Origin of the sequence: Pseudovibrio sp. Ad13 (assembly GCF_001623225.1) — a bacterium.
Taxonomy (GTDB): Bacteria; Pseudomonadota; Alphaproteobacteria; order Rhizobiales; family Stappiaceae; genus Pseudovibrio.
Window position 1 is genome coordinate 275,733 of the sequence record NZ_LMCC01000005.1, and the last position, 26,196, is coordinate 301,928.

The window sequence follows — 26,196 nt, forward strand, 5'->3', positions numbered from 1 at the left end:
GTTAGAGCGCGTTCCGTTTGATTACAGAGAATCAGACGATAAGAATTCACTCATAAAAAGAAAACGGAGCGCGACGCGTGGATGCATTCAAAACGCGGGCGTGCTCTGCTCCGGTCATAACCTAAGAGGCGCCAGTTGGCAAAGGGGCAAAAGCAGACTCTCGAATTTTTTTCTGATTTTGTTGGCTCAGACTCACCTGACACTTTCATAAATGATGACAGCTTGAGTGATCTGAACATTTGCGCTTTGCATAGGTCTGGCGCTTGTTAAACCGCTTTATCTCTTGTTTTTGCGTGTCTTTATCCAAAACCTGCTTCCACTTTTTAGCAATACGCACTAGCTTGGCCCCCATGAAGACGCCCACATTGAACTCTACTTTTATGGATCTGGCATTGGAGGAAGCGCGCGCAGCAGAAATGCGCGGCGAAGTCCCCATTGGCTGTGTTGTTGTAAAAGATGGAAGTGTCTTATCCTCTGCGGGCAACCGCACATTGGAGCTGAATGACCCCACCGCCCACGCAGAAGTGCTGGCCATTCGCGAAGCCGGAAAGCAGCTCAGCTCCCAGCGGTTGGAAGGCTGCGATCTCTACGTGACGTTGGAACCATGCCCAATGTGTGCTGCGGCCATCTCCTTCGCTCGCATCCGCAGGCTCTATTATGGAGCAGGGGATGCCAAAGGCGGCGGCGTAGACCACGGCGTCCGCTTCTACTCCTCCCCAACCTGCCACCACACCCCCGACGTCTACTCCGGCCTGGCCGAAACAGATTCAGCCGCCATGCTCAAAACGTTCTTCCAGGGGAAGCGGGATTGAGTGAAGACTACCCATGAACTGAGATATGTTCTGAACCATTACTGGAAGCTTAGAGAATTTGAATTATGCATTTCCGTTACCTGAAAATCACAATGCAGGCGTGGCTCTTTTCCCTTGTATGCCTCCATTCTTCTTTCGTTTTTGCGCACGATTTTGAAGCTACGCTGGCATTGGCAAGGGGGGGGGATGTTGGTGCCCAAGTAGAGCTTGCCGGGATGTATGTACATGGGCGCGAAGTGCAAAAGGACTATGTTAAGGCGCTGAAATGGTTTCGTCTGGCAGAAGAACAGGGAAATGCAGAAGCACAATTTGGTTTAGGGGTAATGTATGAATATGGCTATGGAGTTTCACAAGATTTCGTGAGAGCTATTGAATGGTATCGTTTAGCAGCGATCTCCGGGAACTCTTATGCGCAATACAACTTGGGACTTTTGTACTACCAAGGGCAAGGTGCTTTGAAGGATTTGAAGGCTGCAAGAGAGTGGTGGCTCAAGGCAGCGGAGCAGGGCAATTCCCGTGCACAGTACGATCTTGGATTGCTGTTCGATTACGGTAGGGGCGTCCGTGAAGATAAGGTAGAAGCAGCAAAATGGTACCGCCGAGCGGCTGATAACGGACATCCAGACGCTCAAGCACGGCTTGGCTGGATGTATGTAGATGGCCGAGCAATGCAGAAGGACTATGCTAAGGCGCTGAAGTGGCTTCATCTAGCTGCAGATCAGGGAAATGCAGATGCTCAACTACGGCTAGGCATTATGTACTACAAGGGGAAAGGTGTACCGCAAAGTTCTGTCGAAGCAGCAAAGTGGCACCGCAGAGCCGCCGATAACGGACATCCAGAAGCCCAATTTTTACTTGGTAGTATGTACCACAGAGGCAAGGGGGTACAACAAAGTTTTACTGAAGCACTAAAATGGTTGCGCCTTGCTGTTGCACAGGGCAACGCAAATGCTCAGTTTGTTCTGGGACTAAACTATCTATCTGGCGACGGTGTACCAACAGACTATTCTGAAGCAATGAACTTGTTTCGTCTCTCAGCAGATCAGGGATATGTAGATGCACAGTATTACCTTGGACTACTGTATGATGCAGGCGACGGTGTGCCTAAGGACCACTTTAAAGCAGTTGGATGGTACCTTCTTGCCGCTAATCAGGGTCACGACCAAGCACTATTCAATTTGGGAAGCTTATTTTCAAAAGGAGATGGAGTCCCTCAAAGTGAGGCAGTCGCAAAAATACTATTGTCTCTTGCGGCGAAGTGGGGCAACGAAAAGGCACAAAATAATCTGGGCACGATGTACGCTAGAGGTGAGGGCGGTCGACAGGACTTCAAGCGGGCATACGTTTGGCTCTCAATTGCGGCATCTGGTGGAGACGATGTGGCTGTGCAAAATATGAACAAAATTGAGCAACACCTTTCATTGCAGGAACGTAACGAAGCGAAGCAAGAAGCTTCAGAGTTCCTCGCCAAGATGAAAAATCAGTGAGGCTTCTGCCTCACTGTTACTCCTAAGCCACTCTCTTCGCCGCGATCAAGGACCCGCCTGCAATCGCCAGTGCTGCGATTACGATGTTAGCGGCAAGGGTGCCTTCTCCAAACGCGATCAGCAGAAGCGTCGAGATCAAAGGTGCACCGTAAGCGAGGACGCCGAGCAGCTGCACGTTGCCGTGCTTCACGCCAAAATCCCACGTGTAAAAGGCGATGCCCACGGGCCCCAGACCCAAACCAATCACGGCGATGATTTGTGTAAGATCCTGAGGGACAGCTGTGGTCTCCCAGAGGAAATGAGCGAGCCAGCCAAGTACGGCAGTTAAAGCACAATAGCCGATCACCGCATCGGAAGAGGTGGTCTTGATCAGTCGGCTCAAAACGGAATAGCTGGACCAGATCAACGCACAACCCGCCGCCGCCACATAGCCAACAACGTACTCCCACTGCAGATTGCCTGCAGAACTGTCCCAGCCAAGCAAAACCCAATACCCAGCCAGCGCAACAAGAGCTCCGCCAACATGCCATCTTGTAATGGTTTCTCCCGGCAACAGGGCAGAGAACAACACGATGAGCAACGGCCAGATGTAGGCAATCAGTCCGGCCTCAACAGCAGGCGCATTCTGCAAAGCAACAAAGTACAGCGCATGGAACCCAAACAATCCGCCAACACCAAGCAACCAGCCGGACAGAGGCAACTTGAAGGCAGAACGCACATCAGCCTTTCCCGTCAACAGCTTGCCGGAGAGTGTGAGCGTCGCCACCGTAAATGTCATGGCCAGCAGCTGGAACGGCGGAAACTGATCACCGGTCAGTTTGGTCAGCACAGCAAGCGTGCCCCATAAAACAATGGAGATACTCCCGATGGAAGTCGCAGCGCTGACCTTGCCAGCTGTTTGGTTCTGTAACATTTAAAATTCCGCTTGAAGACTGAGGCCATCACATCGCTGGAGGTTCCAACGAGACCGACCAGATCCTGCCTCATTTCCTGCATATTAGAATTAGGCAAAACAGGAAATAGATTTTCTTTTTGAGATTTTCGAAAGACCGCGGTATCCCTAAGCCAGCAGTCCTCTTAAACAAGTTTTTGGACCAATAGTGGAGATCTGGAACGAAGTCATGCCCTATCAAGCTGTCATCCGTGAATATGACCGGCTGGAACTCGGACATCACCACGCATTCGCGCAGGCTGTTGTTCCGTTACAGGGCGAAATGCAGATTGAAATTGGCGGCCACTTCAAGCAACTGACAGTCGGTTCCGTCGGCCTCATAGCGCCAGAAACCCTGCATGACAGCGAAACAACTTCCGGCAGCCGCTTCCTGATCATCGACGTCAGCGACAGAGCAGCCATCTCTCAGTTCTTCCGGCACGCAAACGACTGCCATCAGGAACTCTCACCACTCGCACTAAAGTACCTCAACTTCGTCGCCTCGCTCACAGATACGTTTGAAGTAGACGCAAACGGCGCTGCCTCCATCCTGAACACAGCCCTTGAACTGGCAACAGGCCGAACCACAGATTTCATAGATCAAAACGCAATCACACAGCGACTACAGAGCGTAAAAGAGCAGCTGCCCACACACACCAAGATCTCGGATATCGCGAAAGAGGGCGGCTATTCAGTCAGCAGCCTGCAAAAGAAACTCAAAGCCTCCTACGGCAAATCCCCAAAACAACTCCAACTGGAGATGCGTCTGGACAAAGCTCTGACCCTGCTCAGATCAACAGACCAATCCATCGCAACCATCGCCTTCCAGATTGGCTATGAAAACGCCTCATCCTTCACCAACATCTTCAAAAAGCACTTCGGCCTGACACCCTCACAATACAGAGCCCAATACTGGCCCTCCAAAGCCAGCCACAGCTAGCACTCCCTCGATTACAAGATCCTGCGACTATTAAAATCCTTTAAGTTGTATGCTGTTACGGCGATCAGTATGTTGCATGCTTTGTTCAATATCCCCCTACGTGCAAAGCGAACAACAGAAAGCATATAATGACTGAAACGGCTCTGATCACCTACATTGCTGCGCTTTTCTCCATGATGAACCCCATTGGAAACACGGGTGTTTTCGCGGGTATGACCGCCGACAGAGATGCCGCCACCGCACGGCGCATCGCGTGGACCTGCGCAGGGGCAATCGCCCTGACGCTCCTCACTGTCACCTGGACGGGTGGCATTCTTCTCAAGTTCTTCGGCATAACCGTCCATGAACTACGCGCTGCTGGCGGCGTGATTGTCCTGCTGATCGCCCTCTCCATGCTGCGCAGTGACAACAGCCACCGCCAAACCCCGCAGGAAGCAGCCTCCGCAGCAGAGCAGAACCACATCGCCGTCGTCCCACTTGCCATTCCAATCGTTGCCGGACCAGGCGCTATTGCAACAGCCATTGTCGCCGCTGAGCGTCATTCTGGAATCTGGGCCAAGATTGATCTATCCATCGCAGCGGTTGGGCTTGCGCTGTTCACCGGTCTCTTGTTCTCAGTTTCAAAACCCATTGCAAACAAGCTCGGCGAGTCGGGTATGGGTGTCGTAACCCGCCTCATGGGCATGGTGCTCGCCGCAATCGCCATGGGCATGCTCGCTGAAGGCGTTATAGGTATGATCCCGGCACTGGCAAGCTGAGGCAATATCGCTTCTCTCTAAGCAAAGCATGCAAGGCTCGCTACGGTGGGCCTTGCTCGTTCAAAACCCTCTCATTTTCACCAGCGGCTTTACTCTCTGTTTTGTACAGCAGCGATCCGCGCATGCTGCGATCCAAGCGCCAGCTATACTTGCCTCAAAGAAGCACGCTGCGAGCAGGGCGCGCTGAAGCAACGGCAAGTCAGGTGTTTTCATGCTGGAGTTCAACAGCCATACCAACCACAGAAACCCCTCTAGCAGAGCATGGGCGCTGCAGGCGATCCAGAACATTGAGGCGGATTACAACCGCTCGGCTGACACACACCTCATCAAGCTGAACATTCCCAAACTCACCAAGGCAGGGATTGATCTTTACCTGAAAGACGAAAGCACCCACCCAAGCGGAAGCCTCAAGCACAGGCTGGCACGCTCGCTCTTCTTATACGGCATCTGTAATGGCTGGATCAGGGAAGGGACACCAATCGTAGAATCCTCCTCAGGATCAACGGCGATCTCAGAAGCGTATTTTGCGCGGCTGATCGGAAATCCCTTCGTCGCAATCGCTCCCAAAGCCACGGCGACGGGAAAGATTAGGGAAATCGAAGCGCTGGGCGGTGAGGTGCATCTGGTGGAGCCCTATCAGATCTACAAGGAAGCGGCGCGATTGGCAAAAGGACTGGGCGGCCATTACGTGGACCAGTTTACCTATGCGGAGCGGGCTACAGATTGGCGCGGCAACAACAACATAGCCCAGAGTCTGTTCTCCCAAATGGAGCTGGAACGCTTCCCCGCACCCAAATGGATTGTCATGAGTGCCGGAACAGGCGGGACAACAGCCACCATTGGCCGATACATCCGGCTACACACGCAGGATTACCCCAAAACACAGCTTTGTGTCGTAGATCCCGAGAATTCCGTGTTTCATGAGTACTATAGAAACAGAGACAAAAGCATCGTCAGGAACAAACCCTCACTGATTGAGGGAATCGGCAGACCAAGAGTAGAACCTTCCTTCATGCCGGATGTAATTGACAGAATGATCGATATCCCGGACGCAGCGAGTATCGCGACAATCAGATGGCTGGAAGGGGTTATTCTACGCAAATGCGGCGGCTCAACAGGCACAAACCTTTATGGTGCGCTCGCATTGGCCAAGGAGATGATGGAAAACGATCAGGAAGGCTCCATCGTCACCCTCATCTGCGATAGCGGAGAGCGTTATCTGGACACTCTTTACGACGACAACTGGGTGGCCAGTAAAAATCTGGACCTCTTACCCTACATGCACAAACTCATAGACTTCGCTGAAATCGACGGAATCTAAAGTGGTTTAACTCTGGAAAGTACGCCGGTACCAACGTCACCAGCGTACTTGCTGCACCATCAAGGCAGATCATAGAATCCTAAAGCATTGCCAGAAGGATCGGCAAACTCCGAATATGTAACGACCTCTGGTATTTCGACTGCTTCACCAGTGTCGATGTTCACTTCAGATCGTGCTTGCTGCGAAGTTGCCATATCGTCCACCAGGAAACGGACAATGGCGCCAGTTGATTGCGCGTCATCTGCCTCGAAGACCTGAAGCCAAACACCCGGTGCAACCTTGAACTCCACGACACCGGGGACTGGTCTGATCACTTCGGTATCAGGACCAAGAAACTTGGCATACCACACCTCTGCTTCTTCCAGAGAAGGCACCGGGACACCAATAGTCACCTCTTGGAACGGTTCTGCCGAGACAATACTCGTGAATGCCAAAGAGACAACAAAGGCCAGTGCGAGCCTGCGCATGATCGTGACTGTATTCTGCAGCGAATTAAACGACATAGTTTTCCCTTTATGACTTAAATATAGTAACTATACTTTATGTACATAATGGCAATTGTCAACATCACCTCTTTTGACCCGAGAACTTTGATAGTGCCACGGTCCCAAGCATGTTCCCTCTTTTGAAGGAAGAGGGGGTGCGGTCCTTGGAATTGTCGTGATGGTTGAAAAGTGTAATCCTGCGCAAGTGCGGCGGCTCAACAGATGCAAATCTTTATGGACCTCTGGCATCGGTCAAAGAGATGATGGAATGCGATCAGAGAGGCTCCGTCCTCATTTGCGACAGCGGAGAGCGTCATCTGAACATCCTTTAAGAAGATGATTAGGGGAGGTGGTACTGACATCCTAAACTACAAGCAGGCTTAGTTCGGGTAAGCTGGAGCTGGTTCTTGCCAGTATGCTTTGGAGAAACACCAGTTGGTTCTGATTGTGTTCGCTATCAGCAGTCGCTGTGTGAACAAGCACCTATAGGTTCGACGTAGATGGCCATTTTTACATATCCAGGGTCGTTTTATAGACCCTGGAATAGACTGAATGTCTTCATCAGTTGTCGAACTCGACTATTTGGCAGCCCTGGAGGTCAGCTTCGCCAAAACACCGCGCATTTTTTCGATTACCGGGGACTTATCGACATTATCCAGATCCTTCATTGTTTCTTTCGGATCTTCGTAAGCCAACCAGACCTGCCCCTCGGAATCCTCATAGACCTGCACTTTAAGTGGCAGGTACAGGCCTGCCCGCGGGTCGATCTCCATCGCAGGGGTACCAAGAACCGGATTACCGAAAATCAGCAACTGGTTCGCTGGAATGGACATGCCTACTTTTTCGGCTCCCGCAGCATGATCAACACGAGCAAAGATTGTTGCCCCCGCCTTTCTAGCAGTAGCCTCCAGCGCATCCATAGTCTCTTGCACTGCTTTATTGGTGTCGACCTTGATAATATCTTGAGCCATGGCGGGATAAAAACTCCCAAGTATCAGAGCTGAAGCCAGAAACAAACTACGCAAATCACTATCCTTCTTGTGAAACTAATTCGATTTGGGGGACATAAAGTTAAATACAACAGAAGCCCAATATAAACTCCAAATTGAAGAAATAGAATTTTCCTCTACCGGAGTTTAATTATTTAACTATGGAAATATTCTGACTACATATAAAATATGTTCACATGATCGTGTCTTCGCGGATGATAACTGCGGAGTAAGGCTCACAACCTCCGACTAAACTTTATTCGCGCTGCAGCGTCGCTTAAATGAGTTGCCTCGATCTCAGGTGGAGTTACTCAAAAGATGGGTCATGACCCGTCGTGTCTCGTTTCCCCTCGTATATTTAGGGTTTTGATTTTTAGTTGCGAATGCTTCTCATTTGCAATAAATTTATCTGTAATAACTCAGGTCGAAGATTTTGACTGCTGAAGACAGAATAAGCCCGGCTTTGCGCATACCATCAGGGAAGGCATCTTATGTCGATAAATACAACTCTAGACACCTCAATCGACTTACCTACTAAATTTCGAAATGCTGGTCTGCGTTTGACGAAGCAAAGGTGCCTCATTGCCAAGCATTTGTTTTCGGGAGGGCATCGGCATCTAGATGCTGCCATGCTGTTTGCAGAACTTCTCGCAGACGGCAAGCACCTGTCGCTTGCCACAATCTATAATGCACTGCGCGATTTTGAGCAGCACAATCTCATCCGGCGCATTGCAGTCTCTACTGATAAAGTGTGGTATGACACCGATATTGGCGATCATCGCCATTTCTATGTTCCCGCTGAAAACCGTATTATGGATTGCCCTGATCAGAAGTTGTCACTCGCAAAGTTTGCTGATCCCCCAGAAGGTTACGAGGTGACGAGTATCGACGTTGTTGTGCATCTGGCACCCCAAAATAAAAGCTGATGCTGACAAACGTAAGTGGCGGGTAGCGTTTTCGGAACGAAATCAGTTTACCATCCCACATCTCATACTTCCCCAAAACAATGAGATCAGGAGGCCTGCGTGATTTAGACAGCGACACCGGAATAGCCTTACTCGTTGGGGGCGCGGATTGGTTGCCTACGGAGTAAGCGGGTACTAGGACATTCACCTCCGGGAAGTATGAGGCGATGCAGCCCTGTGGCATGTCGTAGAGCATCATCTGAAAAGCGAGGGCACGCCGAATGCCGTCGTCTTCGCTCACCGTTCCGATATCAACTTTCTCGCGCTTTTGAGTGTTTTTCCTACAGTCTTCTTTTCTTTGCTTGTAGTCCGATGATGTATGTGTAGATCGCGTCAAATAGCTCATCTCGAAATGAGAGGTTGAGCCATTCAAGGCCTTCAAACTGAGAAAGCTCTCTTATTGGGTTTGATGGACTGGCCATTGGCCACAGACCTGAAACCAGCAGGGCGGATGTGAATGCAATTTTCTGGCCGTCTTCCTTGCTACTACCATTCATTGCCTCTGCAATTTTGGTCGCAACTCTTTCATAAAGCCCCAAGCCTTGCAGCTTGATCTTTTTGATGGCTTCCAAATGAGTGTTGTGTTCCAAAAATGATGCGGAAATACAAAGTAGTTCGCACAAAAATGGCTGCTCACAATATTGATCAGTTATAATTTTGCTAAGGTCCTCAATCGAGACGGTTCGTTGAGAAACATTGTTTTGAAAATTATCTACAAACAAGCACATTTCCTCATGCATCAAGGTCATAAGGATTTCTTCGCGGCTCCCAAAATAGCGATAAAGATTAGATTTGTTTACCGCTGCGTGTTTGCCGAGTTCGTTGAGCGACCAATTCATCACGCCCTTTTGAGAGCATAGTTCCTTCGCCATTTTGAGGATGTTTTCGCGTCGAGCAGCTTTCTGCTCATCCTTGCGTGCGCGCTTGAAGTCCATGGTTTCTCCGAATAGCTCGCCTTTATCGCCAAATCTAACCCAAGCCTTGATGGGATGTAGCTCTTACCCCATCAATCATTCAAAAAAGTAGCTTAGGGTGCAGCATAAGTGGGTTGATAGGCCCATACGACTGCAGGAGGGATATTTTTCCAGACACGTCGTGACCTGATGGCCTGAACACCTTTTCGCTTTGGAATAGGTGAGATTGTTGAATAGGTAAACTGCACTAATCGTCCACCTGGCTTGAGAACTTCAAGGCAATGATCACGAAACTGTTCGCGTTTTTCTTTCGGGTAAACAAATTGAGGCAGGCTTGAAACAACGGCGTCAAATTGCGTCTTCCCATGAGAAAGATTTTTGAGTGTCTGGTAAGCATCCTGTTGCAACAAAATAGCTGCTGGGAAGTCCCTGGATAACCCTTCAGTAAATGATTTCGACAACTCAATCAGCGTTAAATCTTTTTCTTCAACACCTGCATTCAACAGCGCACGCGTGACGCAGCCTGTGCCGGGACCAATTTCAAGTACCCGGGCACCAGGTTTGATGGCAGAGGCAAAGACCATAGCTCTGGCTAACTCCGAAGAGCTTGGCAATACCGCTCCTGTGCGCAGGGGAGCTTCCAACCAGTTTTCCGAAAACAACACACAATCAGACTTCTGTTTGAATGTTTGAGACATACCTTCATTCCTCAATCTAGGCATTTCAGGAGAAAATAATTGACTTGAAAAGAACCGTTGGTCTTTTATATAAGAGACTATCAGTCTTTACTAGTCAATAAAGAACGACTTCCGGCGGAATTAAAGAGGGTCAGGTGCAACCGATGAATAAAATTGAGCAGGTTCAGCAGGTCTTTGACTTGCAAAAAAGAAACTATGCCTCATCGAAGTCAGTTTCATTTGAAACGCGAATGGACCGGTTGGGGCGTATCGAGTCTCTGTTCCGCGAAAATTATCCGGCAATGGTGCAGGCGTTGCAGGCCGATTTCGGTACTCGTGATCCTGATGTGGCGTTCATGGGGGACGTCTATTCACCGCTTGAAAATGTCAAAATCGTTCGCAAAAACTTGAAAGCCTGGATGAAACCGGAACGCCAATCAGACGGGTTCATGCGCCTCTTGGGTCAACGCTCCTACATCCTCCATGAGCCTTTGGGCGTGGTTGGGGTCATATCTCCCTTCAATGCACCAATTACACTGGCCTTTGACCCGGCTATCGACGCCATTGCTGCTGGCAACACGGTCATGATGCGTTTCCCGGAAGTCATGCCTGAAACCGGAGCTTTGATGACGAGGCTCATGGCAAAATACTTTGATCCATCTGAAATTGCTGTCGTTACCGGTGATGTTGACTTGGCAAAGTTCTTCTCATCATTGCCGTGGGATAAGCTGGTCTTCACCGGCGGGGCAACAACAGCTCGTCACATCATGGCAGCGGCAGCCAAGAACCTGACACCAGTCCTTTTGGAACTTGGTGGCAAATCTCCAGTGCTGGTTATGGAAGATGCTGATTTGCGTTCTGTCGCGCGCAAAACAGTAAAAACGCGCCTTATGAACGGTGGGCAAGTTTGCATAGCTGGAGACTATGCACTGGTGCCCGAAGCTCAGTTCGAAACATTTCTGAACTTGTTGGAAGAAGAGGCCCACTCTATCTATCCGACAATACTGGAAAATCCGCAGTATACCGCTGTCGTCGGAGAGGCATCTTTTAAGCGGTTGAACTCTTACATTGAAGAGGCGCGGGAAAGCGGTGTTCGTATTCGTGAGATTATCCCTGAAGGAGAAGCTCTGCCTGATCTCGAGAGTCGAAAATTTCCTCTAACGCTTGTGGCCAACCCCAAGCCTGATCTGATGCTATCAAAGGAAGAGATCTTCGGCCCTATCTTGCCAGTTCTTAGCTACAGGACACTGGGGGATGCCCTTGCGATTATCAATAGCAAAGAGAAACCTCTGGCCCTCTACATTCATGGCGATGACCGTGCGAGCATTGATCGGATCTTATCTGAAACAAGCGCTGGCGGTGTGACGGTTAATGACTTCCTTATCCATGCCGGTTCGCACACCATGGGCTTTGGCGGCGTCGGGAACAGTGGCATGGGCCGTTACAAGGGAGGGAAGGTTGGTTTCAAGGCTTTCTCCAATCCCAAAAGTGTGTTCGAGCAAGGGGTAGTCAGACGGTTCTCGACCAACTTCTTGCCGCCCCTCTCAGGGAGCCGAGCCCGAAAAATGCTTCTCTCCAGAGTTGGCCTGACTGAGACTTCTTGAAGCTCTCAAAGCTTAAATTTTCAAGCCAAGAATAGTTACCTCGGAGATTGGGCAGGCCACTCGGGTTGTCCCTTGCCTAAGCGCAGGTTCGCGATCAGCAGCACTTTAAAACCTAAAATTTGAAAGGGAATACACACATGAAAACTCTCATGCTCTCTAGTGTGATAGCGCTCACCATGTCGTCAAGCATAGCTTTAGCAGCAGATCCGGCAATCGGCGTTTGGGAAACCGGGCTGGATGAAGGCCGATACAGCCATGTCAAAATCGAGCAATGTGGCGACAAGATGTGTGGAACGCTTTTGCGGCTTTTCGAAGAAGATGGGACACCAGTAAATGACGGCAATATCGGCAAGACAATTCTTTGGGATATGACCCCCAAGCCAGGCGGTAAATATCGTGATGGAAAATTCTGGCGTGTTTTTGATGGCAAGACCTATAACGGGAAAATGGACATGCTTGGGAGCCAGCTAAAAGTGTCGGGCTGCGTGATGTTCATTTGCGCAGGTCAAAAATGGAACCGAACTGAGTAGTTTGGAGATTGCATCTCCACCTCAAAACTTGCGACTGCCTAACTTATTCAAGCAATGGCAAGCTTGTAGGGGGAATGGTGTGAAGAGCACATTGCGCTCATTCCTCCTACGAAACGCCATGACAAAGACGCATGCGCAGATTGTCAAAGCCATCATCTACGATAGGCAGTTCAACAAACTCTGACAGTCAAAACAGAAAAATCACCCCCGACGACGAGATTTAGACAGTGACACCGGAATAGCCTTGCTCGTTGGGGTGCCGGATTGGTCGCCTACGGAGTAAACGGGTACAAGGACATTCACCTCCGGGAAGTAAGAGGCAATGCAGCCCTGTGGCATGTCGTAGGGCACCACCTGAAAATCGAGGACACGCCGATTGCGTCCATCTTCGCTCACCGTTCCGATATCAACTTTTTCACCCTTGGAAACACCCGCCCGTCGCATGTCGATTGGGTTCATGAACACCACTTTGCGCCCGCCAGAGATACCTCGGTAACGGTCGTTGAGTGTGTAAACGGTGGTGTTGAACTGATCGTTGGATCGAAGACTCTGCAAGGTAAACGTGAGCTTGGGGGCTCTAGCAGTTTGCTGTGCCGAAGTCGCAAGGGGAAGGGAGTAGCCGGAAAACTCCGCTTTGCCGGATTTTGTTGCCCATCTTCGGTCGGCAATCGGATTACTCAGATAAAAACCGCCCGGGGTGCGCACCTGGCCGTTAAACCCAGCAAACTCGGGCAGCACTTCCTCAATCTTTTCCCGAATGCGATCGTAGTTTTCGATGTAATGCGTCCAGTTGACCACCTTGGTGCCAAGGGTTGCTCTGGCCAGTCCGGCAATAATCGCAGGTTCTGACATCAAAAGATCAGAGGCTGGCGGATTTACTCCAGCAGATCCATGGATTCTGGAGAGTGAATCCTCCACGGTGACCATCTGCTCACCTGAACGCTGGTCATCATACTCGGTGCGGCCCAAACTAGGCAGAATATAGGAGAGGGCGCCTGTCATCAGGTGGCTGCGGTTCAGTTTGGTTGCAATGCTCACCGTCAGGCGGCATTTGCGTATCGCTTCCTCTGTCAGGTTTGTGTCCGGCGCAGAGCGGGTAAAGTTGCCTCCAAGGCTCATGAAGACCCGCAGCTTGCCCTCATCCATCATCTTGATGGACTCAACAGCATCAACACCGGCATCCATCGGCGGTTCAAACTCAAAGGCTTGCTGCAAAGAGGTCAGAAATTCCTCAGAAGGGTCAGAGGTAATGCCCATACGGCGAATACCCTGCGTGTTCGCATGGCCCGGCATAGGGCAAGCTCCAGCCCCACGCTTGCCAACGTTTCCGCGAATAAACAGCAGGTTCATCATCTCGCGGATTGTTGCAACAGAGTGTTTGTGCTGGCTGATCCCTGTGCCCCACGTAATGATCGGGCGATCTGCCTGCACATAAATCGCAGCTGCTCTTTCAATCTCGTCGCGGGAGAGGCCAGACTGGTCCTCAATCTCTTTCCAAGGCGTCAGTTCAAGCGCTTTTTCATAGCTCTCAAACCCGTTACAATTCTCTTCAATAAACACCCGGTCAACATGGCTATGGGTGAGTATCCGCTCATAGTCCCATGCCAGAATGGTCTTCACCATGCCGCGCACAGCCGCCATGTCACCGCCCAGCTTCGGGGTGAAGAAATGGCTCGCTACAGGTGCGGAACCAAACCGCATCATCTCCAGTTGGTTCTTGGGGTCTGCGTAGCGTTCCAGTCCGCGCTCTTTGAGCGGGTTAAAGGAGACCACATGTGCGCCGCGTTGCGTGGCTGCACGTAACACCGGCAACATCCGCGGGTCAGTCGAGCCCGGATTGTGGCCAAAAACAAAGATGGCATCAGCTTTGGAGAAGTCTTCCAGACGAACCGTGGCCAGCCCGCTGCCGATCGCTTCTTCAAGCGCAATACCACTGGCTTCATGGCACATATTGGAGCTGGACGGGAAGTTTGTGGAGCCATAAACACGCCCGAACAGCTGATAGAGAAAGGCAGCTTCGTTACTTGCGTGTCCGGAGGTGTAAAACACGACTTCTTTGGGGTCTTTGATGCCCCGCAGTTCTGCACCAATTTCCTTGAAGGCCTCAGCCCAACTGATTTCGTTATAGCGGTCAGTTATTCTGTTGTAGCGCAGCGGAGCTGTCAGACGGCCTTGATCCTCAAGATCAATGTCGGAGAAGGTCTGCAATTCAGAAACCGTGTATTCCTGAAAAAAGGAGTCTGTGATCCTCTTATCCGTCATCTCGGCAGCAACAGCTTTAACGCCGTTTTCACAAAATTCGATGGGCGAGGTCTTTTCAGGGTCAACCCATGCACAGCCAGGGCCAATAAAACCGTCAGGCTGGTTTGTTTTTAAAACTGTCTGGATTCCTGAAGTAAGCGACGTGTTTTGCAACAGAGCCTGACCACAGCTCCACACGGCACCCCAGCCACCAGCGGGAGCTGTTGATTTCTTTGCAATAATAGTGTCGGACACGCCGGACTCCTCAGGCTCTTAGAACGCCCACGAACTTGATGAGTCGCTAGCTGTAGCGTGTGAAGCTGTATCCACGGTTGCAACTAAATAGATTTAAACAATTCTCTTGTGCTAACTTGACAGCCAGATCGCTGGGCGTCGCCATGACTGCAAGTGTCCCCACGCGGGCGCTGACTGCTTTTTGCACCAGATCAGAGCTGCACCGGCTCGTTGTGATGACCAGATCAACGGGTTTGCCGCTGCGCACGCCAGCCCCAAGAGCTTTGTCCATGGCGTTGTGTCGGCCAATATCTTCGCGCACAGCCAGTATCTTATCACCACAACACACCGCAGCTGCATGCAAACCACCGCCATAAATGCCATTGAGCGTTTGCTTGGATTGCATCGCTTCAAACATGGCCCCAATGCTCGCGGTTTTGGGAGCAGGTTGCTGGGCAAGCGGGGTGAGGGCACGTAAGGCCGCACGAATGCTATCAAGCCCGCACAGGCCACAGCCAGACGTTCCTGTCAGCAGACGCTTGCGCTTCAAAGCGGTGAAGAACAGCTCATCGTCTATATCCAGATTGACGCTAATGCCTTCCTCGCCATGCTCATTGAGGTTGATCGAGTGCACATCATTAATGGAGGAGACGATCGACTCGCTGATGGCAAAGCCAACAGCAAAGTCTTCGAGATCTCTGGGCGTGGCCATAAACACAGCAAAGCCTTCTCCATTCAATGTCACCGCAATGGGGACTTCTGGAGGAAGTTTTCTGCTTTCAGCAATCGGCGTTTGCCACTCAGGGTCCAGAATAGACAACCCAGACTCCACTTCTTTCTATTCTTCTTATCAAGAGATTAGGTAGTTCTCGATCTTTTGGTCAAGCTCAACCTTTACCTCATCACGAAGCCCGGCGCTATCCTCCAATATTTCTCGCGCCTTTAAAAAATCAAGCACTTGATATTGCTTAATGTTTGGGAAGATCGAAAGATCAGGTGCCCGTATTTTCAATTTTTCCTGAGAAATGGTCCGCATTAGGATCTGGGTCGCGCCAAACACGCTTTCCGTTGCACTGGGAAACCCGCGTTTTTCATCTCGTTTGGGTGTACCCACAACATCCACTGCAATCACGATGTCACAATCGCTGGGCAGCACATCAAAAGGCAGCGGGTTAACAACGCCGCCATCAATGAGCACCGTATCGTTTAGGTGCACAGGCCTGAAGACAAACGGAATAGCGATACTGGCTGAGACAGCATCCACCAGATTACCCTCTGAAAAACGCACTTCCTCTGCCTTGTAGTAATCCGCGGCAATGGCTTGAAACGGAATGGAAAGCTCGGAGAAGTCGTTTTTGAGCACATCCCCCACAAAGACTTCCAGCACACGTTTGGAATCAAACTGACCAATGCTGGACTTACCACCAAGCAGGTCTGCAAAGCGTTTTGGCATGCTCACCTCAACCAGCTTGCTGAGCACCTTCTTCCACTCGCCAAGTGTTTCAAGAGTATATGCCTCAAGCGCGTCTCCACTCACGCCACCTGCATATCCTGCACCAATCAAAGCGCCGATGGATGTGCCAGTAATGGCATGAGGTGTGATGCCCATGTCATCAAGAGCTTGCAAAACCGGGATATGGGAGAGACCACGGGCGCCTCCGCCACCAAGGGCAAGGCCAATCTTGGGAGTGCTCATTGAAAGCCTGATCCTTTAATAACTCTCATTAAAAATATAGGTGCTCTCGCTTGCTTTCCAATTGAAAACCGAGAGAAATAACGTGATAATCATGAATGACGAACATAGATAAACAATAGATGGGCACTGGGGCAAACATATCAATTGATTTGGTGGCAGTTAAGCGCACAACTTGGCTGGTTGATATGAAGCAAGGCTCCAATCTTGCGGTGTAAATGATGAACTATTCCATGGGTTATCCGGCAGGCTTTGATCGAAATCTACTGCAGTTTTCTCAAGATCTATGGAACTGTTCGTCCCTGCAAAGCCGCTGGGAAGAGCTTACCAGTTTTGCTGAAAGACTGGGCTTTGAAAAAGGTGCCTACATCATCGTGCCCAAAATCGAAGGCCGTGTAGAAGACCGGCAACCGATTTGCCTGTCCAATCACGCAGATGACTGGGTCGATCATTACAACAGCCATCATTACTACTTCAAAGACCCTGGTATGGATCATCTGCTCAGCGGCAAGAAAGCCGATCAGCTTTGGACCGATTACACCGTCAGGCCAACCGGAAAGATTGATGAAGGCTTCTTCCATGATGTCCGCTCAGCAGGCCTGAAGTTCGGGGTGACCATTCCGGTGGATTGCTCCAACAAGCATTTGGTCGGTGGTGCCAGCTTTGCTTCTTGTGAACGGACACAGCTCGGCTTTGATGCACAGATGACGGCAAAGTACCCGATCCTGAAAGGTGCGGTGCAACTTTTCCATACCTACGCGCAAGAACCTGAAACCCTGAGTGAGTTCTTCGGGTTCACACCGAGAGAACATGAATGTCTGCTGTGGTTGACGGCAGGGAGGGCAAATAAAGAGATCGCCCACATCCTGAATCTCTCAGAGAAAACCGTAGAACATCACATCAAACGGGCCTGCAAAAAGCTGCGAGTGACGAACCGGACGCATGCCGTTGCTCGCGCTATGACCTTTCAGTTGCTTTCGCCCTAGTCCTTTGCAACTTTAAGGCATCAGGGAAAATCCCCCATTGTTATGAGTTGTGCATTTATGCATAATCAAAATTGCTAGAGGTTGCACTTTAGCTCCTGCATGGCAACTTTTCGCCTCGTGCAGTTGTTTGTGGTAGTTTATCAATTTGATCTGTTGGTTGGGCACAGGCTGTCGTTGTCCGACTGAAAGTGTAGATAAATATAACTCCTCCGAAGTTCGCTTCGGAGGATTTTTTTTGACAATTAAATTCATTCGGCACAAAAAAAAGAGCGGCTCGAAAAGCCGCCCTTTGTAAAAGTGTCTAGTCCTGCAAAAGACTGGATCAGTCCTGCTGCTCACGCTCAACAGCACGCCAGCCGATATCTTTGCGGTAGAACCCGCCCGGCCAGTCGATCTTCTCAACAGCCGCATATGCTTTTTCACGCGCTTGAGACACAGTCGCCGCCCGCGCTGTGATGTTCAGAACACGCCCGCCATTGGACAGCAGTTTGTCATCAGTAGAAACAGTGCCGGCATGGAAAATCTCCACATCCGGGTCAGCAGCAGCCTCAGTCAGGCCTTTAATCTCGCTCAACTTCTCATAGGAACCCGGATAGCCCTTGGTCGCCATCACAACAGTGATCGCTGGATCTGTATGCCATTCCGCATCCACCAGATCCAATGTCCCTTCAGCGCAACCAAGCAGAATCGGCAGCAGATCAGTCTTCAGGCGCATCATCAGAACCTGACATTCCGGATCGCCAAAGCGCACGTTATACTCAATCAGCTTCGGGCCGTCCTTGGTGATCATCAGACCCGCATAAAGCACGCCTTTGAACGGGCAACCCTGCGCTTTCATGTCTGCAATGGTTGGGTGGATGATCTCTCTCATCACCCGGTCCATCATCTCCTCGGTCATCACTGGGGCAGGGGAGTAAGCACCCATACCGCCAGTATTCGGGCCTTCATCACCATCGAATGCCCGTTTGTGATCCTGTGCTGTCGCCAGCGGGAGAGCATTCTTACCGTCTGAGAGAACAAAGAAGCTGGCTTCTTCGCCTTCAAGGAATTCTTCAACAACCACTTCCGCGCCAGCAGCACCGAAAGCACCGTCAAAGCAGCTGTCGATTGCATCGAGTGCTTCCTGCTCGTTCATGGCCATGATGACGCCCTTACCTGCAGCAAGGCCATCTGCCTTCACCACGATCGGAGCGCCTTGCTCACGAATGTAGGACTTAGCAGCCTCGGCATTATCAAACCGGCCATACGCAGCGGTTGGTACATTTGCGCGGGAGCACATGTCCTTGGTGAAGCCTTTAGACCCTTCCAGCTGAGCAGCAGCAGAAGAAGGACCAAACACACGCAAACCAGCATGAGTAAGACTGTCAGACAGGCCATCAACCAGTGGAGCTTCCGGGCCAATTACAACAAAATTGATGTCGTGGAGGCGGCAGAACTCGATAACACTGCGATGATCAGTCGGGTCCAGTGCAATACACTTGGCAAATTGCTCGATGCCTGCATTGCCCGGGGCAACAAACAGTTCGTTTAGCACCGGAGATTTCGCCAGAGACCATGCCAGCGCATGTTCACGCCCGCCAGAACCAATCAGCAGAATATTCATTGAAGTAGACCCTGAAAATAAGAAGGGAACAGGTTCCCCAGTTGTGCGTCTAGGATGTGATGCAGCCTGTAGCATGAGTATGGCTCACAGTAAACGAACAACAGCTCTGGAGAGACCAAAATGCCCCGTCCATCAGTCGAACTGTTGCTGGTTACACCACTGTTTATGAATGAATTCTTCGAGCTGCTGGCAAAATGGGGAGAGCAAGACACCCTTTCAGAGCCGGTTCGTTCACTGGAAGAAACCGCCCGCAGGTTGCTGGTTGACCCAAGTGCAGGGCAGGCATGGTTGGTCAGGAGCACTGGAAAAAGCCTCGGGTTTGTGCTTGTAAGCTACCGATACAGTGTCCGGGCCGGTGGCAAAGTCGGGTTCATAGAGCAGGTGGCGCTCGCTCCAATGGAAGGGATTGAGCGGCTGTTACCGCCTGTACTGCAGGCACTGGAGGATGATCTGGCACAAAAGTCGGTCGTTAAGATGGAAGTTTCGCTGAAGAGACCGGAGCGAAAGACCAGAAAACAGTTCTTCGAGGAATTTGGCTTCTTGACGCAAAGTGTTGATCTGTTGGAAAAGACAATTCACTACGAAGAGGAATTTCCTCTCAGCTTTTAAAGCGAACTTGGAACTTGCTGTGTGAAGGGAAACGAACGCAGATAAGCTCCAGACATGACGGTGAGGTGGCAATGTTCAATACCAAAGACACTGGTCCAGTTGCAGATGCAGTAAAGCGTCATTGGGTTGATACGCGCTTGCCGCCAGGCCTTCGCCCCTTTGCTCGTCTTGCCAGGTGGGAGCGGCCAATCGGCTGGTATCTGCTTATGTGGCCGTGTTTGTGGTCTCTGGCCCTTGCATCCAATGCAGCAGGATCTGCCATCCCAAACATCTGGTACGCCGTGCTGATGTTTATCGGCGCAGTGGCAATGCGTGGTGCAGGCTGCACTTACAACGATATCGTTGACAAGGATATTGACGATAAGGTCGAACGTACACGTTCGCGTCCAATCCCCTCAGGTCAGGTCTCCAGCAAACAAGCCAAAATCTTTATGGCACTGCAAGCGCTCGCCGGTTTGGTCGTACTGCTGCAGTTCAACACCTTCACCATCGTCCTGGGCATATCCTCTCTGGCAATCGTTGCTGCCTACCCATTCATGAAACGCATCACCGACTGGCCACAGTTCGTGCTTGGTCTGGCGTTCTCTTGGGGGGCATTGATGGGGTGGGCCGCAGTATTTGGCAGTCTTTCATTGGCTCCGGTGCTGCTGTATTGCGGGGGTATCCTCTGGACAATCGGCTACGACACCATCTACGCCCATCAGGATAAAGAGGACGACGCTTTGGTCGGCGTGCGCTCAACAGCGCGATTGTTTGGCGAAAAAACCCGTCAGGCTCTGGTCATTCTTTATGGTGCAACAGTTGTTCTGTTTGCAGGAGCCTTCATTGCAGCAGGCAGTGGCCCGCTTGCATTTGCCGGATTGGCGCTTGGTACATTGCATTTGCTGAACCAGATCCGCGTGTTGGACATTGATGATGGCGACCAGTGTCTTCAGCTCTTTAAGTCCAATTCTACCTTCGGACTGATCTTGTTTATTGGATTGGTGCTGGACGGACTTGCAGCCTATTACCTTTAAGAGTTTCAGCGCCGTAAAGATGTGAAACGGCGGGAGCTGGCAAATATCTTCTGCAGCCGTGTTGGCTTGCCTGTTTCGCGGCCAACAAGAAAACGCGGACGTCGTCCAGTCAACGCTCGAAGCTTTCTGCGTGGCAGTGCCTCACCTTTGGAGCATGTGTTAAGCCCAAGACGTGCCAGTTTGGAGGTGCCATCGCTGTCGATCATGAGAAGCGGCAGTGCCAAAACATCTGACCAGGCTTCCCAATAATCCGCTGTCAGCTCCATATCTGTGCTGGTATAAAGCGGAATGCTCAAAGCATGATCGCGATGCAGCAAAATGACCTGATACTCCAGCTCATCGCTGATCTCGCTGACTGTCGCTCTCGCTCCAACACCAGAGTAAGACCCAAGCGGAACCGTTAAGGTAAGCGGAAGCCCACCCATCTCACGGCGAATAAGCACCTTGTCCGGGTCAATGCGAATATCGGATCTGTTAACACCCGGTGTTTCAAGAAGATCATCAGGAAGGTCCGCCTGCATGCGAAACGGCAGCGATACACTCACACGATTAATGTGGTTGTCGTTGCTCGCAAGGCCCAAAAACTGCGATTTGTAGTTGATCACGGAACTGCCCCTCCCTCCACAGGTGTAGAGGTTTCAATTCATCTTCTTTTCAAACTAGAGGAAAATTACAGGGTAGAATCTGCGTAAGTCCTTAACTCGAATGGTTAAAAAACTCTGATTTTAAAGAGGCTTAGCGAACCTCTTCCGAACTTGCTAAAATTCTAACTACCTTTAAATGGGCTCACCTATGTGCAAAGTCATGCCCAGCAAGCCGCTGCAATTTCTGCGTACAGCCCCGCGATTATTGGCAGGTGTGCTTGCTCTTGAGACAGGCACGCCCTAAACACGAAGAGCAAGAAAACAGGAGGTCCATGCGAATGTCTGACGCAATTGCCAATTCTAAGCTTGAAGAGCAGGCAGTGAGCTTGGTGGAAGCTGCAAAAGCAGCCGGCGCCGATGCAGCAGACGCAATCGCAGTTACGGGCATGTCATTGTCTGTTTCCGTGCGCGAAGGCAAGGTTGAAAACACCGACCGCGCAGAAGGCAACGACGTCACACTCCGCGTATTTGTCGGCAAGCAGGTTGCCAGCATTTCATCCAATGCGAGTGACGACCCTGCTGAGCTTGCAGCCCGTGCCGTTGAAATGGCAAAGGTCACGCCGGAAGATCCATACGCTGGGCTTGCTGAACCTGAGCGTCTCCTGAAAGACATCCCGCAACTGGACCTGATAGATCCGCGTGAGGTGAATGCTGAGGAGCTGACCAGAACCGCGCTCGACGCAGAAGCTGCGGCTCTTGCTGTTGAAGGTGTTTCCAAATCAGGCGGTGCTGGCGCAAGTTGGGGACTTTCCGGCATCGTACTTGCCACAAGCCATGGCTTCGTTGGTGCCTATCAACGCTCTCGTTCAGGCTTCTCCATGACTGCCATTGCTGGTGAAGGCACCGGCATGGAGCGTGATTACGAGTTCGATTCCCGCACCTATTGGGATGATCTGATGTCTGCGGAAGAAGTTGGCCGGTTTGCAGCAGAGCGCACCGTGTGCCGCCTCAATCCACGTCAGCTGGAAACTCGCAAGGCGCCAGTGGTTTATGAACCACGCACAGCGCGCTCCCTGCTTGGTCACTTTGCAGGCGCGATCAACGGAGCCTCAATCGCCCGCGGCACCAGCTTCCTGAAAGATAAAATGGGCCAGCAGGTCTTCGGGAAAGGCATCACCATCTCCGATGACCCGTTTAAGGCGCGCGGTGGTGGCACAGCTCCGTTTGATGCGGAAGGCACCGGTGCTGAATACCTCAACATGATTGAAGATGGTATTCTGGGCCATTGGTTCCTTGACGGATACGCAGCGCGTGAGCTTGGCCTGACCTCAAATGGCCGTGCACGTCGTTCCGGATCCTCCACCTCTCCAAGCGCAACCAATCTGACGCTTCAGGCGGGTGAGAAAACACCAGAAGAAATCTTAAGAGATATCGGCGAAGGTTTGCTGGTAACGGATTTGATTGGTCACGGTGCAAACGGTGTAACAGGTGACTACTCCCGAGGAGCCTCAGGCTACTGGGTCGAAAATGGCGAAATCGCCTATCCAGTGAGCGAAATCACCATCGCAGGCAACCTCAAGGATATGTTCCTGAACCTGACACCGGCATCTGATCTGGACGAACGATATGCAGTGGCCACGCCAACAGTGGTTATCGAAGGACTGACGATTGCCGGAAGCTAACAAATATAGCGTGCAGGAAGATTTAGAGCTGCTGGTTTCAGCAGCTCTGGAGGGCGGCAAGATCGCCCTTTCTTATTTTGGGAACTCACCAAAAAACTGGACCAAAGAAGGCGACTCGCCTGTATCTGTCGCTGACATCGAAGTTGATCAGTTTCTGGCATCTAAATTGCGCGAAGCACGCCCCGACTATGGCTGGCTCTCGGAAGAAACTGAAGACGATCTGGTCCGTAAAGACTATGAGACAGTGTTTATCATCGACCCGATTGATGGAACTCGTGCGTTTTTGAATGGACGTGATGAGTGGTGCCTGTCGCTGGCAGTGGTCAAAAATGGTCGCCCCACAGCTGGCGTGATTTTTTGCCCGGTGCGTGATGAGCTTTACACCTCCGTAGAGGGAGGAGGCAGCTATCTCAATCAGGAAAAGATTGCGGTTTCAGACCGTCCGTCCGTCACCGGCGCCTACATCGCAGGCCCGGTCAGCTTCCTTGAAAAAGAAGGCGTAAAGAGTGAGCAGATTCGGTTCAGTCCTTATCTAGGCTCACTTGCCTACCGTTTTGCACTGGTTGCCTGTGGGAAATTGGATGCAGGTCTGGCGCGTGCAAGAGCCCGCGATTGGGACCTTGCCGCAGCGGATTTAATCATCAGTGAGGCTGGGGGCCAGTTAGTAGACTTGTCTGGATCGACCCTCTACTACAATAAAACTAGAACAAATCACCCCGGACTAGTGGCATCTTCTGCCAAATTGTTTAAAAGGCTTCAGGGAATATCCGTAGAGGATTAATCCTTATCGGTTTCCGGTCGGACTCTCTGTGAAGAAGGTGAGCGAACACTATGAGTGCTCAAGAAGAAAACCAACAGCTACTTCACCTCGTGTTTGGTGGTGAATTAGAAGATATCAGCAATGTTCGCTTTAAGGACCTTAAGGATCTGGACATTGTAGGCATCTACCCGAACTACGCTGAGGCACACGTCGCGTGGAAAGCAAAGGCGCAAGGTACCGTTGATAACGCATTGATGCGTTACTTTATTGTACACATGCACCGTCTGCTTGATCCGGGCGCAGAAACCAAGTAAGTACTGCGCCTCCCGGGAATTCTGCCCGAACTCAAATGGGCTTGTGAAATGTTGAAAAAACTAGGCAAACACCCGCTTGTCATGAAGCTAGCGGGCACTGCCATGGCGTATTATCTGCTCTTTGTCTACAAGAGCAGTAAACTCACCATTGATCCTCCAGAGGTTTATGAGGAACATGAGGAGGGTGCACCATTCATCGCGTCCATGTGGCACGGTCAGCATTTCATGCTACCCTTTGCTTGTCCAAAGCACTGGGACATTAGGGTTATGATTTCCCGCAGTGCTGACGGCGAAATGCAAGCGGTTTGCGCATCAAAACTGGGACTCGGTACAATCCGGGCCGCTGGTGCGCAGCGCTCCAGTCAAATCAAAAAACGTGGAGGCATGCGCGGTTTTATTGAAGCTGTGCGCGTGCTCAAAGCAGGCGCCACAGTCTCCATGACAGCGGACGTGCCCAAAGGTCCTGCGCGTAAGGCAGGCAAAGGCATCGTACAGCTGGCCAAGCACTCCGGTCGGCCAATCCTGCCCGTAGCAATGGCAACCAGCCGCCATTATGACCTTGATACTTGGGATAAGGCATCCATCAATTTGCCGTTCAGCCATATTGGGTTATGCTTTGGTAAACCTATTCCGGTGCCGGCTGATGCAAGCGATGAACAGGTCGAGGAAATTCGTCAGCGTCTGGAAAACAGCATGAACGAAATAACTGACAAAGCTTACGCCATCGCCAAATCAGGCAAATAACAAACACTGGCAGAACTGGGTCCCATGAGTTCAGTGATCTTCAGAGTCTATCAAGGTCTTGGCCGTCTGGCCGCGCCGCTCCTTGTTGGCTTGTATAAATTGCGCGCCCGCCAGGGCAAAGAAGATCAGAACCGCAAAGGGGAACGGTTTGGTGTCGCCTCGAAAGAGCGGCCATCTGGCAACCTGATCTGGATCCATGCAGCAAGTGTAGGGGAGGCCAATGCCGTCCTGCCGCTTGCAAAGCAAGTCGTTGACGGTGGTTCCAAAGTACTGCTCACAACAGCGACACTGACATCTGCGCAGGTGGTTGAAGCCTCTGCGCCAGAGGGCGTGATCCATCAGTTTGTTCCTTACGATACGCGCGGCAACATCAAGAGATTTCTGAACCACTGGTCACCTTGTCTGGCAATCACAGTTGAATCAGAAATCTGGCCGGCAACATTCCATGAGTTGGAAAAGCGGCAAATCCCACTGATCATCGTCAATGGACGCATGTCAGAAGGCTCCTTTTCAAATTGGAACCGTGTTCCCTCCTTTGCCTATTCAGTCTTTGGAACCGTTGATTGCGTGCTCGCCCAGTCAGATGATGATGCGGCCAGGTTCAAGCAACTGGGAGCAATCCGCGTCAGACCTACGGGCAATATCAAGTTTGACGGCAATATTCCTGAGTGTGATCCGGTAGAACTCGCTGACTTCAAAGATCAGCTCGAAGGTCGCCCACGATGGCTTGCAGCCAGCACGCACCCAGAAGAAGAAGTTGAAGTTGCCAAGGCCCATCAAGAGCTCAAGCACAAGTTTGATCGCTTGCTGACGATTATCGTTCCAAGGCATCCGGTCCGGGCACAGGAAATTCGCGAAGAGCTGGAGCAGATGGGCCTTGTGTGCACTCAGCGCTCTCGGGGCGAAGCCATTACCAATGCGACCGATATCTATATAGCTGACACACTCGGAGAGCTAGGCTTGTTCTACCGTGTTGCTCCAATCGTGTTTATGGGTGGTTCTCTGAGGCCAATCGGTGGACATAACCTCCTTGAGCCTGCGCAGATCGGCTGCGCGATCTTATCTGGTGTGCACACTCAGAATTTCGCATGGATCTATCGCCACTTCTCAAAGGAAGAAGGCGTTCTTCTGGTACACAACACCAGTGAGTTGGCCGATCAGATCGAAAACCTGCTTCACAATCCTGCGGATGTTCAAAAGCGTGCTGACACAGCAAAAACGCTGGTTGAATCTGGACGGGGCGCTCTGGCAGCGACCCAACTTGAGCTGCAGCAGTATCTGCCAGTGAAGCAACGAGCAGCAGGGAAGGAGTAGACG

26 protein-coding genes are annotated in these 26,196 nt (G+C 51.2%); 16 read left to right on the forward strand and 10 right to left on the reverse strand.

Features of this window, described 5'->3' with window-relative positions; all coding sequences use genetic code 11:
- Positions 1–380: 380 nt before the first annotated feature.
- Positions 381–812, forward strand: a complete 432-nt coding sequence (locus PsAD13_RS08055) for a nucleoside deaminase (RefSeq protein WP_063298790.1) — start codon at positions 381–383, stop codon at positions 810–812.
- Between the two features lie 65 nt (positions 813–877).
- Positions 878–2,299, forward strand: coding sequence for a tetratricopeptide repeat protein (locus tag PsAD13_RS08060; protein WP_084404669.1), 1,422 nt, complete (start codon positions 878–880; stop codon positions 2,297–2,299).
- Between the two features lie 22 nt (positions 2,300–2,321).
- On the opposite strand, the gene PsAD13_RS08065 is transcribed toward PsAD13_RS08060, so the two are convergent.
- Positions 2,322–3,212, reverse strand: a complete 891-nt coding sequence (locus tag PsAD13_RS08065; protein WP_063317829.1) for an EamA family transporter — start codon at positions 3,210–3,212, stop codon at positions 2,322–2,324.
- A 208-nt stretch (positions 3,213–3,420) separates the two neighbouring features.
- Between PsAD13_RS08065 and PsAD13_RS08070 the strand changes: the two genes are divergently transcribed.
- From PsAD13_RS08070 to PsAD13_RS08080, 3 genes are all read left to right on the forward strand, one after another.
- On the forward strand, positions 3,421–4,170 hold the full coding sequence (locus PsAD13_RS08070; protein ID WP_063317830.1) for an AraC family transcriptional regulator: 750 nt from the start codon (positions 3,421–3,423) through the stop codon (positions 4,168–4,170).
- A gap of 128 nt (positions 4,171–4,298) precedes the next feature.
- Positions 4,299–4,928, forward strand: coding sequence for an NAAT family transporter (locus tag PsAD13_RS08075; protein WP_063293716.1), 630 nt, complete (start codon positions 4,299–4,301; stop codon positions 4,926–4,928).
- 211 nt (positions 4,929–5,139) lie between these two features.
- Complete coding sequence (locus PsAD13_RS08080; RefSeq protein WP_082596673.1) at positions 5,140–6,249, forward strand: PLP-dependent cysteine synthase family protein; 1,110 nt, start codon at positions 5,140–5,142, stop codon at positions 6,247–6,249.
- 59 nt (positions 6,250–6,308) lie between these two features.
- Here the strand turns inward: PsAD13_RS08080 and PsAD13_RS08085 are convergent, their stop codons facing one another.
- Positions 6,309–6,752 carry a VOC family protein gene (locus tag PsAD13_RS08085; protein ID WP_063287179.1) on the reverse strand — a complete coding sequence of 148 codons (444 nt, stop codon included), beginning with the start codon at positions 6,750–6,752 and terminating at the stop codon, positions 6,309–6,311.
- A 560-nt stretch (positions 6,753–7,312) separates the two neighbouring features.
- Positions 7,313–7,705 carry a DUF302 domain-containing protein gene (locus PsAD13_RS08090; RefSeq protein WP_063287180.1) on the reverse strand — a complete coding sequence of 131 codons (393 nt, stop codon included), beginning with the start codon at positions 7,703–7,705 and terminating at the stop codon, positions 7,313–7,315.
- 509 nt (positions 7,706–8,214) lie between these two features.
- Between PsAD13_RS08090 and PsAD13_RS08095 the strand changes: the two genes are divergently transcribed.
- Positions 8,215–8,649, forward strand: a complete 435-nt coding sequence (locus PsAD13_RS08095) for a transcriptional repressor (RefSeq protein WP_084404670.1) — start codon at positions 8,215–8,217, stop codon at positions 8,647–8,649.
- A 320-nt stretch (positions 8,650–8,969) separates the two neighbouring features.
- Here PsAD13_RS08095 and PsAD13_RS08100 read toward each other — a convergent pair whose 3' ends face one another.
- Complete coding sequence (locus PsAD13_RS08100) at positions 8,970–9,623, reverse strand: TetR family transcriptional regulator (protein ID WP_063317832.1); 654 nt, start codon at positions 9,621–9,623, stop codon at positions 8,970–8,972.
- 92 nt (positions 9,624–9,715) lie between these two features.
- On the reverse strand, positions 9,716–10,300 hold the full coding sequence (locus PsAD13_RS08105; RefSeq protein WP_063287183.1) for a methyltransferase domain-containing protein: 585 nt from the start codon (positions 10,298–10,300) through the stop codon (positions 9,716–9,718).
- Positions 10,301–10,443: 143 nt separating this feature from the next.
- On the opposite strand from PsAD13_RS08105, the gene PsAD13_RS08110 reads away from it, so the two are divergent.
- Together PsAD13_RS08110 and PsAD13_RS08115 are read left to right on the forward strand one after the other, a co-directional pair.
- On the forward strand, positions 10,444–11,883 hold the full coding sequence (locus PsAD13_RS08110; protein WP_063317833.1) for an aldehyde dehydrogenase family protein: 1,440 nt from the start codon (positions 10,444–10,446) through the stop codon (positions 11,881–11,883).
- A 137-nt stretch (positions 11,884–12,020) separates the two neighbouring features.
- A complete protein-coding gene (locus tag PsAD13_RS08115) occupies positions 12,021–12,413 on the forward strand; it encodes a DUF2147 domain-containing protein (RefSeq protein WP_063287185.1) in 393 nt (130 codons plus the stop codon).
- Positions 12,414–12,614: 201 nt separating this feature from the next.
- Here PsAD13_RS08115 and PsAD13_RS08120 read toward each other — a convergent pair whose 3' ends face one another.
- From PsAD13_RS08120 to PsAD13_RS08130, 3 genes are read right to left on the reverse strand one after another with little or no spacing between them, the layout of a single operon-like run.
- Positions 12,615–14,909, reverse strand: a complete 2,295-nt coding sequence (locus tag PsAD13_RS08120; RefSeq protein ID WP_063317834.1) for an FdhF/YdeP family oxidoreductase — start codon at positions 14,907–14,909, stop codon at positions 12,615–12,617.
- A gap of 46 nt (positions 14,910–14,955) precedes the next feature.
- A complete protein-coding gene (gene fdhD, locus PsAD13_RS08125; RefSeq protein WP_063317964.1) occupies positions 14,956–15,708 on the reverse strand; it encodes a formate dehydrogenase accessory sulfurtransferase FdhD in 753 nt (250 codons plus the stop codon).
- Positions 15,709–15,738: 30 nt separating this feature from the next.
- On the reverse strand, positions 15,739–16,584 hold the full coding sequence (locus PsAD13_RS08130; protein WP_063317835.1) for a patatin-like phospholipase family protein: 846 nt from the start codon (positions 16,582–16,584) through the stop codon (positions 15,739–15,741).
- Positions 16,585–16,799: 215 nt separating this feature from the next.
- Here PsAD13_RS08130 and PsAD13_RS08135 point away from each other — a divergent pair, with 215 nt between their 5' ends.
- Positions 16,800–17,567, forward strand: a complete 768-nt coding sequence (locus tag PsAD13_RS08135) for a LuxR family transcriptional regulator (protein ID WP_208981725.1) — start codon at positions 16,800–16,802, stop codon at positions 17,565–17,567.
- 322 nt (positions 17,568–17,889) lie between these two features.
- Here PsAD13_RS08135 and purD read toward each other — a convergent pair whose 3' ends face one another.
- Positions 17,890–19,170 (reverse strand): phosphoribosylamine--glycine ligase, encoded by a 1,281-nt coding sequence (gene purD / locus PsAD13_RS08140; protein WP_063317836.1) that lies wholly within the window; start codon positions 19,168–19,170, stop codon positions 17,890–17,892.
- Positions 19,171–19,290: 120 nt separating this feature from the next.
- Here purD and PsAD13_RS08145 point away from each other — a divergent pair, with 120 nt between their 5' ends.
- Positions 19,291–19,779 (forward strand): hypothetical protein, encoded by a 489-nt coding sequence (locus PsAD13_RS08145; RefSeq protein ID WP_063317837.1) that lies wholly within the window; start codon positions 19,291–19,293, stop codon positions 19,777–19,779.
- A 71-nt stretch (positions 19,780–19,850) separates the two neighbouring features.
- Complete coding sequence (gene ubiA / locus PsAD13_RS08150) at positions 19,851–20,795, forward strand: 4-hydroxybenzoate octaprenyltransferase (protein WP_063317838.1); 945 nt, start codon at positions 19,851–19,853, stop codon at positions 20,793–20,795.
- A 5-nt stretch (positions 20,796–20,800) separates the two neighbouring features.
- Here the strand turns inward: ubiA and PsAD13_RS08155 are convergent, their stop codons facing one another.
- Positions 20,801–21,400, reverse strand: a complete 600-nt coding sequence (locus tag PsAD13_RS08155) for a DUF6101 family protein (protein WP_057462260.1) — start codon at positions 21,398–21,400, stop codon at positions 20,801–20,803.
- Between the two features lie 317 nt (positions 21,401–21,717).
- On the opposite strand from PsAD13_RS08155, the gene PsAD13_RS08160 reads away from it, so the two are divergent.
- From PsAD13_RS08160 to PsAD13_RS08180, 5 genes are read left to right on the forward strand one after another with little or no spacing between them, the layout of a single operon-like run.
- The gene (locus PsAD13_RS08160; protein ID WP_063317839.1) at positions 21,718–23,061 is read left to right on the forward strand and encodes a TldD/PmbA family protein; all 1,344 of its coding nucleotides are present in this window, start codon (positions 21,718–21,720) and stop codon (positions 23,059–23,061) included.
- Complete coding sequence (locus tag PsAD13_RS08165) at positions 23,048–23,842, forward strand: 3'(2'),5'-bisphosphate nucleotidase CysQ (protein ID WP_063295492.1); 795 nt, start codon at positions 23,048–23,050, stop codon at positions 23,840–23,842. The genes PsAD13_RS08160 and PsAD13_RS08165 overlap by 14 nt, the downstream gene beginning before the upstream one ends.
- A gap of 50 nt (positions 23,843–23,892) precedes the next feature.
- Complete coding sequence (locus PsAD13_RS08170; protein WP_057462263.1) at positions 23,893–24,135, forward strand: DUF4170 domain-containing protein; 243 nt, start codon at positions 23,893–23,895, stop codon at positions 24,133–24,135.
- 48 nt (positions 24,136–24,183) lie between these two features.
- A complete protein-coding gene (locus PsAD13_RS08175) occupies positions 24,184–24,879 on the forward strand; it encodes a lysophospholipid acyltransferase family protein (protein WP_057462264.1) in 696 nt (231 codons plus the stop codon).
- A gap of 24 nt (positions 24,880–24,903) precedes the next feature.
- On the forward strand, positions 24,904–26,193 hold the full coding sequence (locus PsAD13_RS08180; protein ID WP_063309879.1) for a 3-deoxy-D-manno-octulosonic acid transferase: 1,290 nt from the start codon (positions 24,904–24,906) through the stop codon (positions 26,191–26,193).
- The last annotated feature ends 3 nt before the right edge of the window (positions 26,194–26,196 follow it).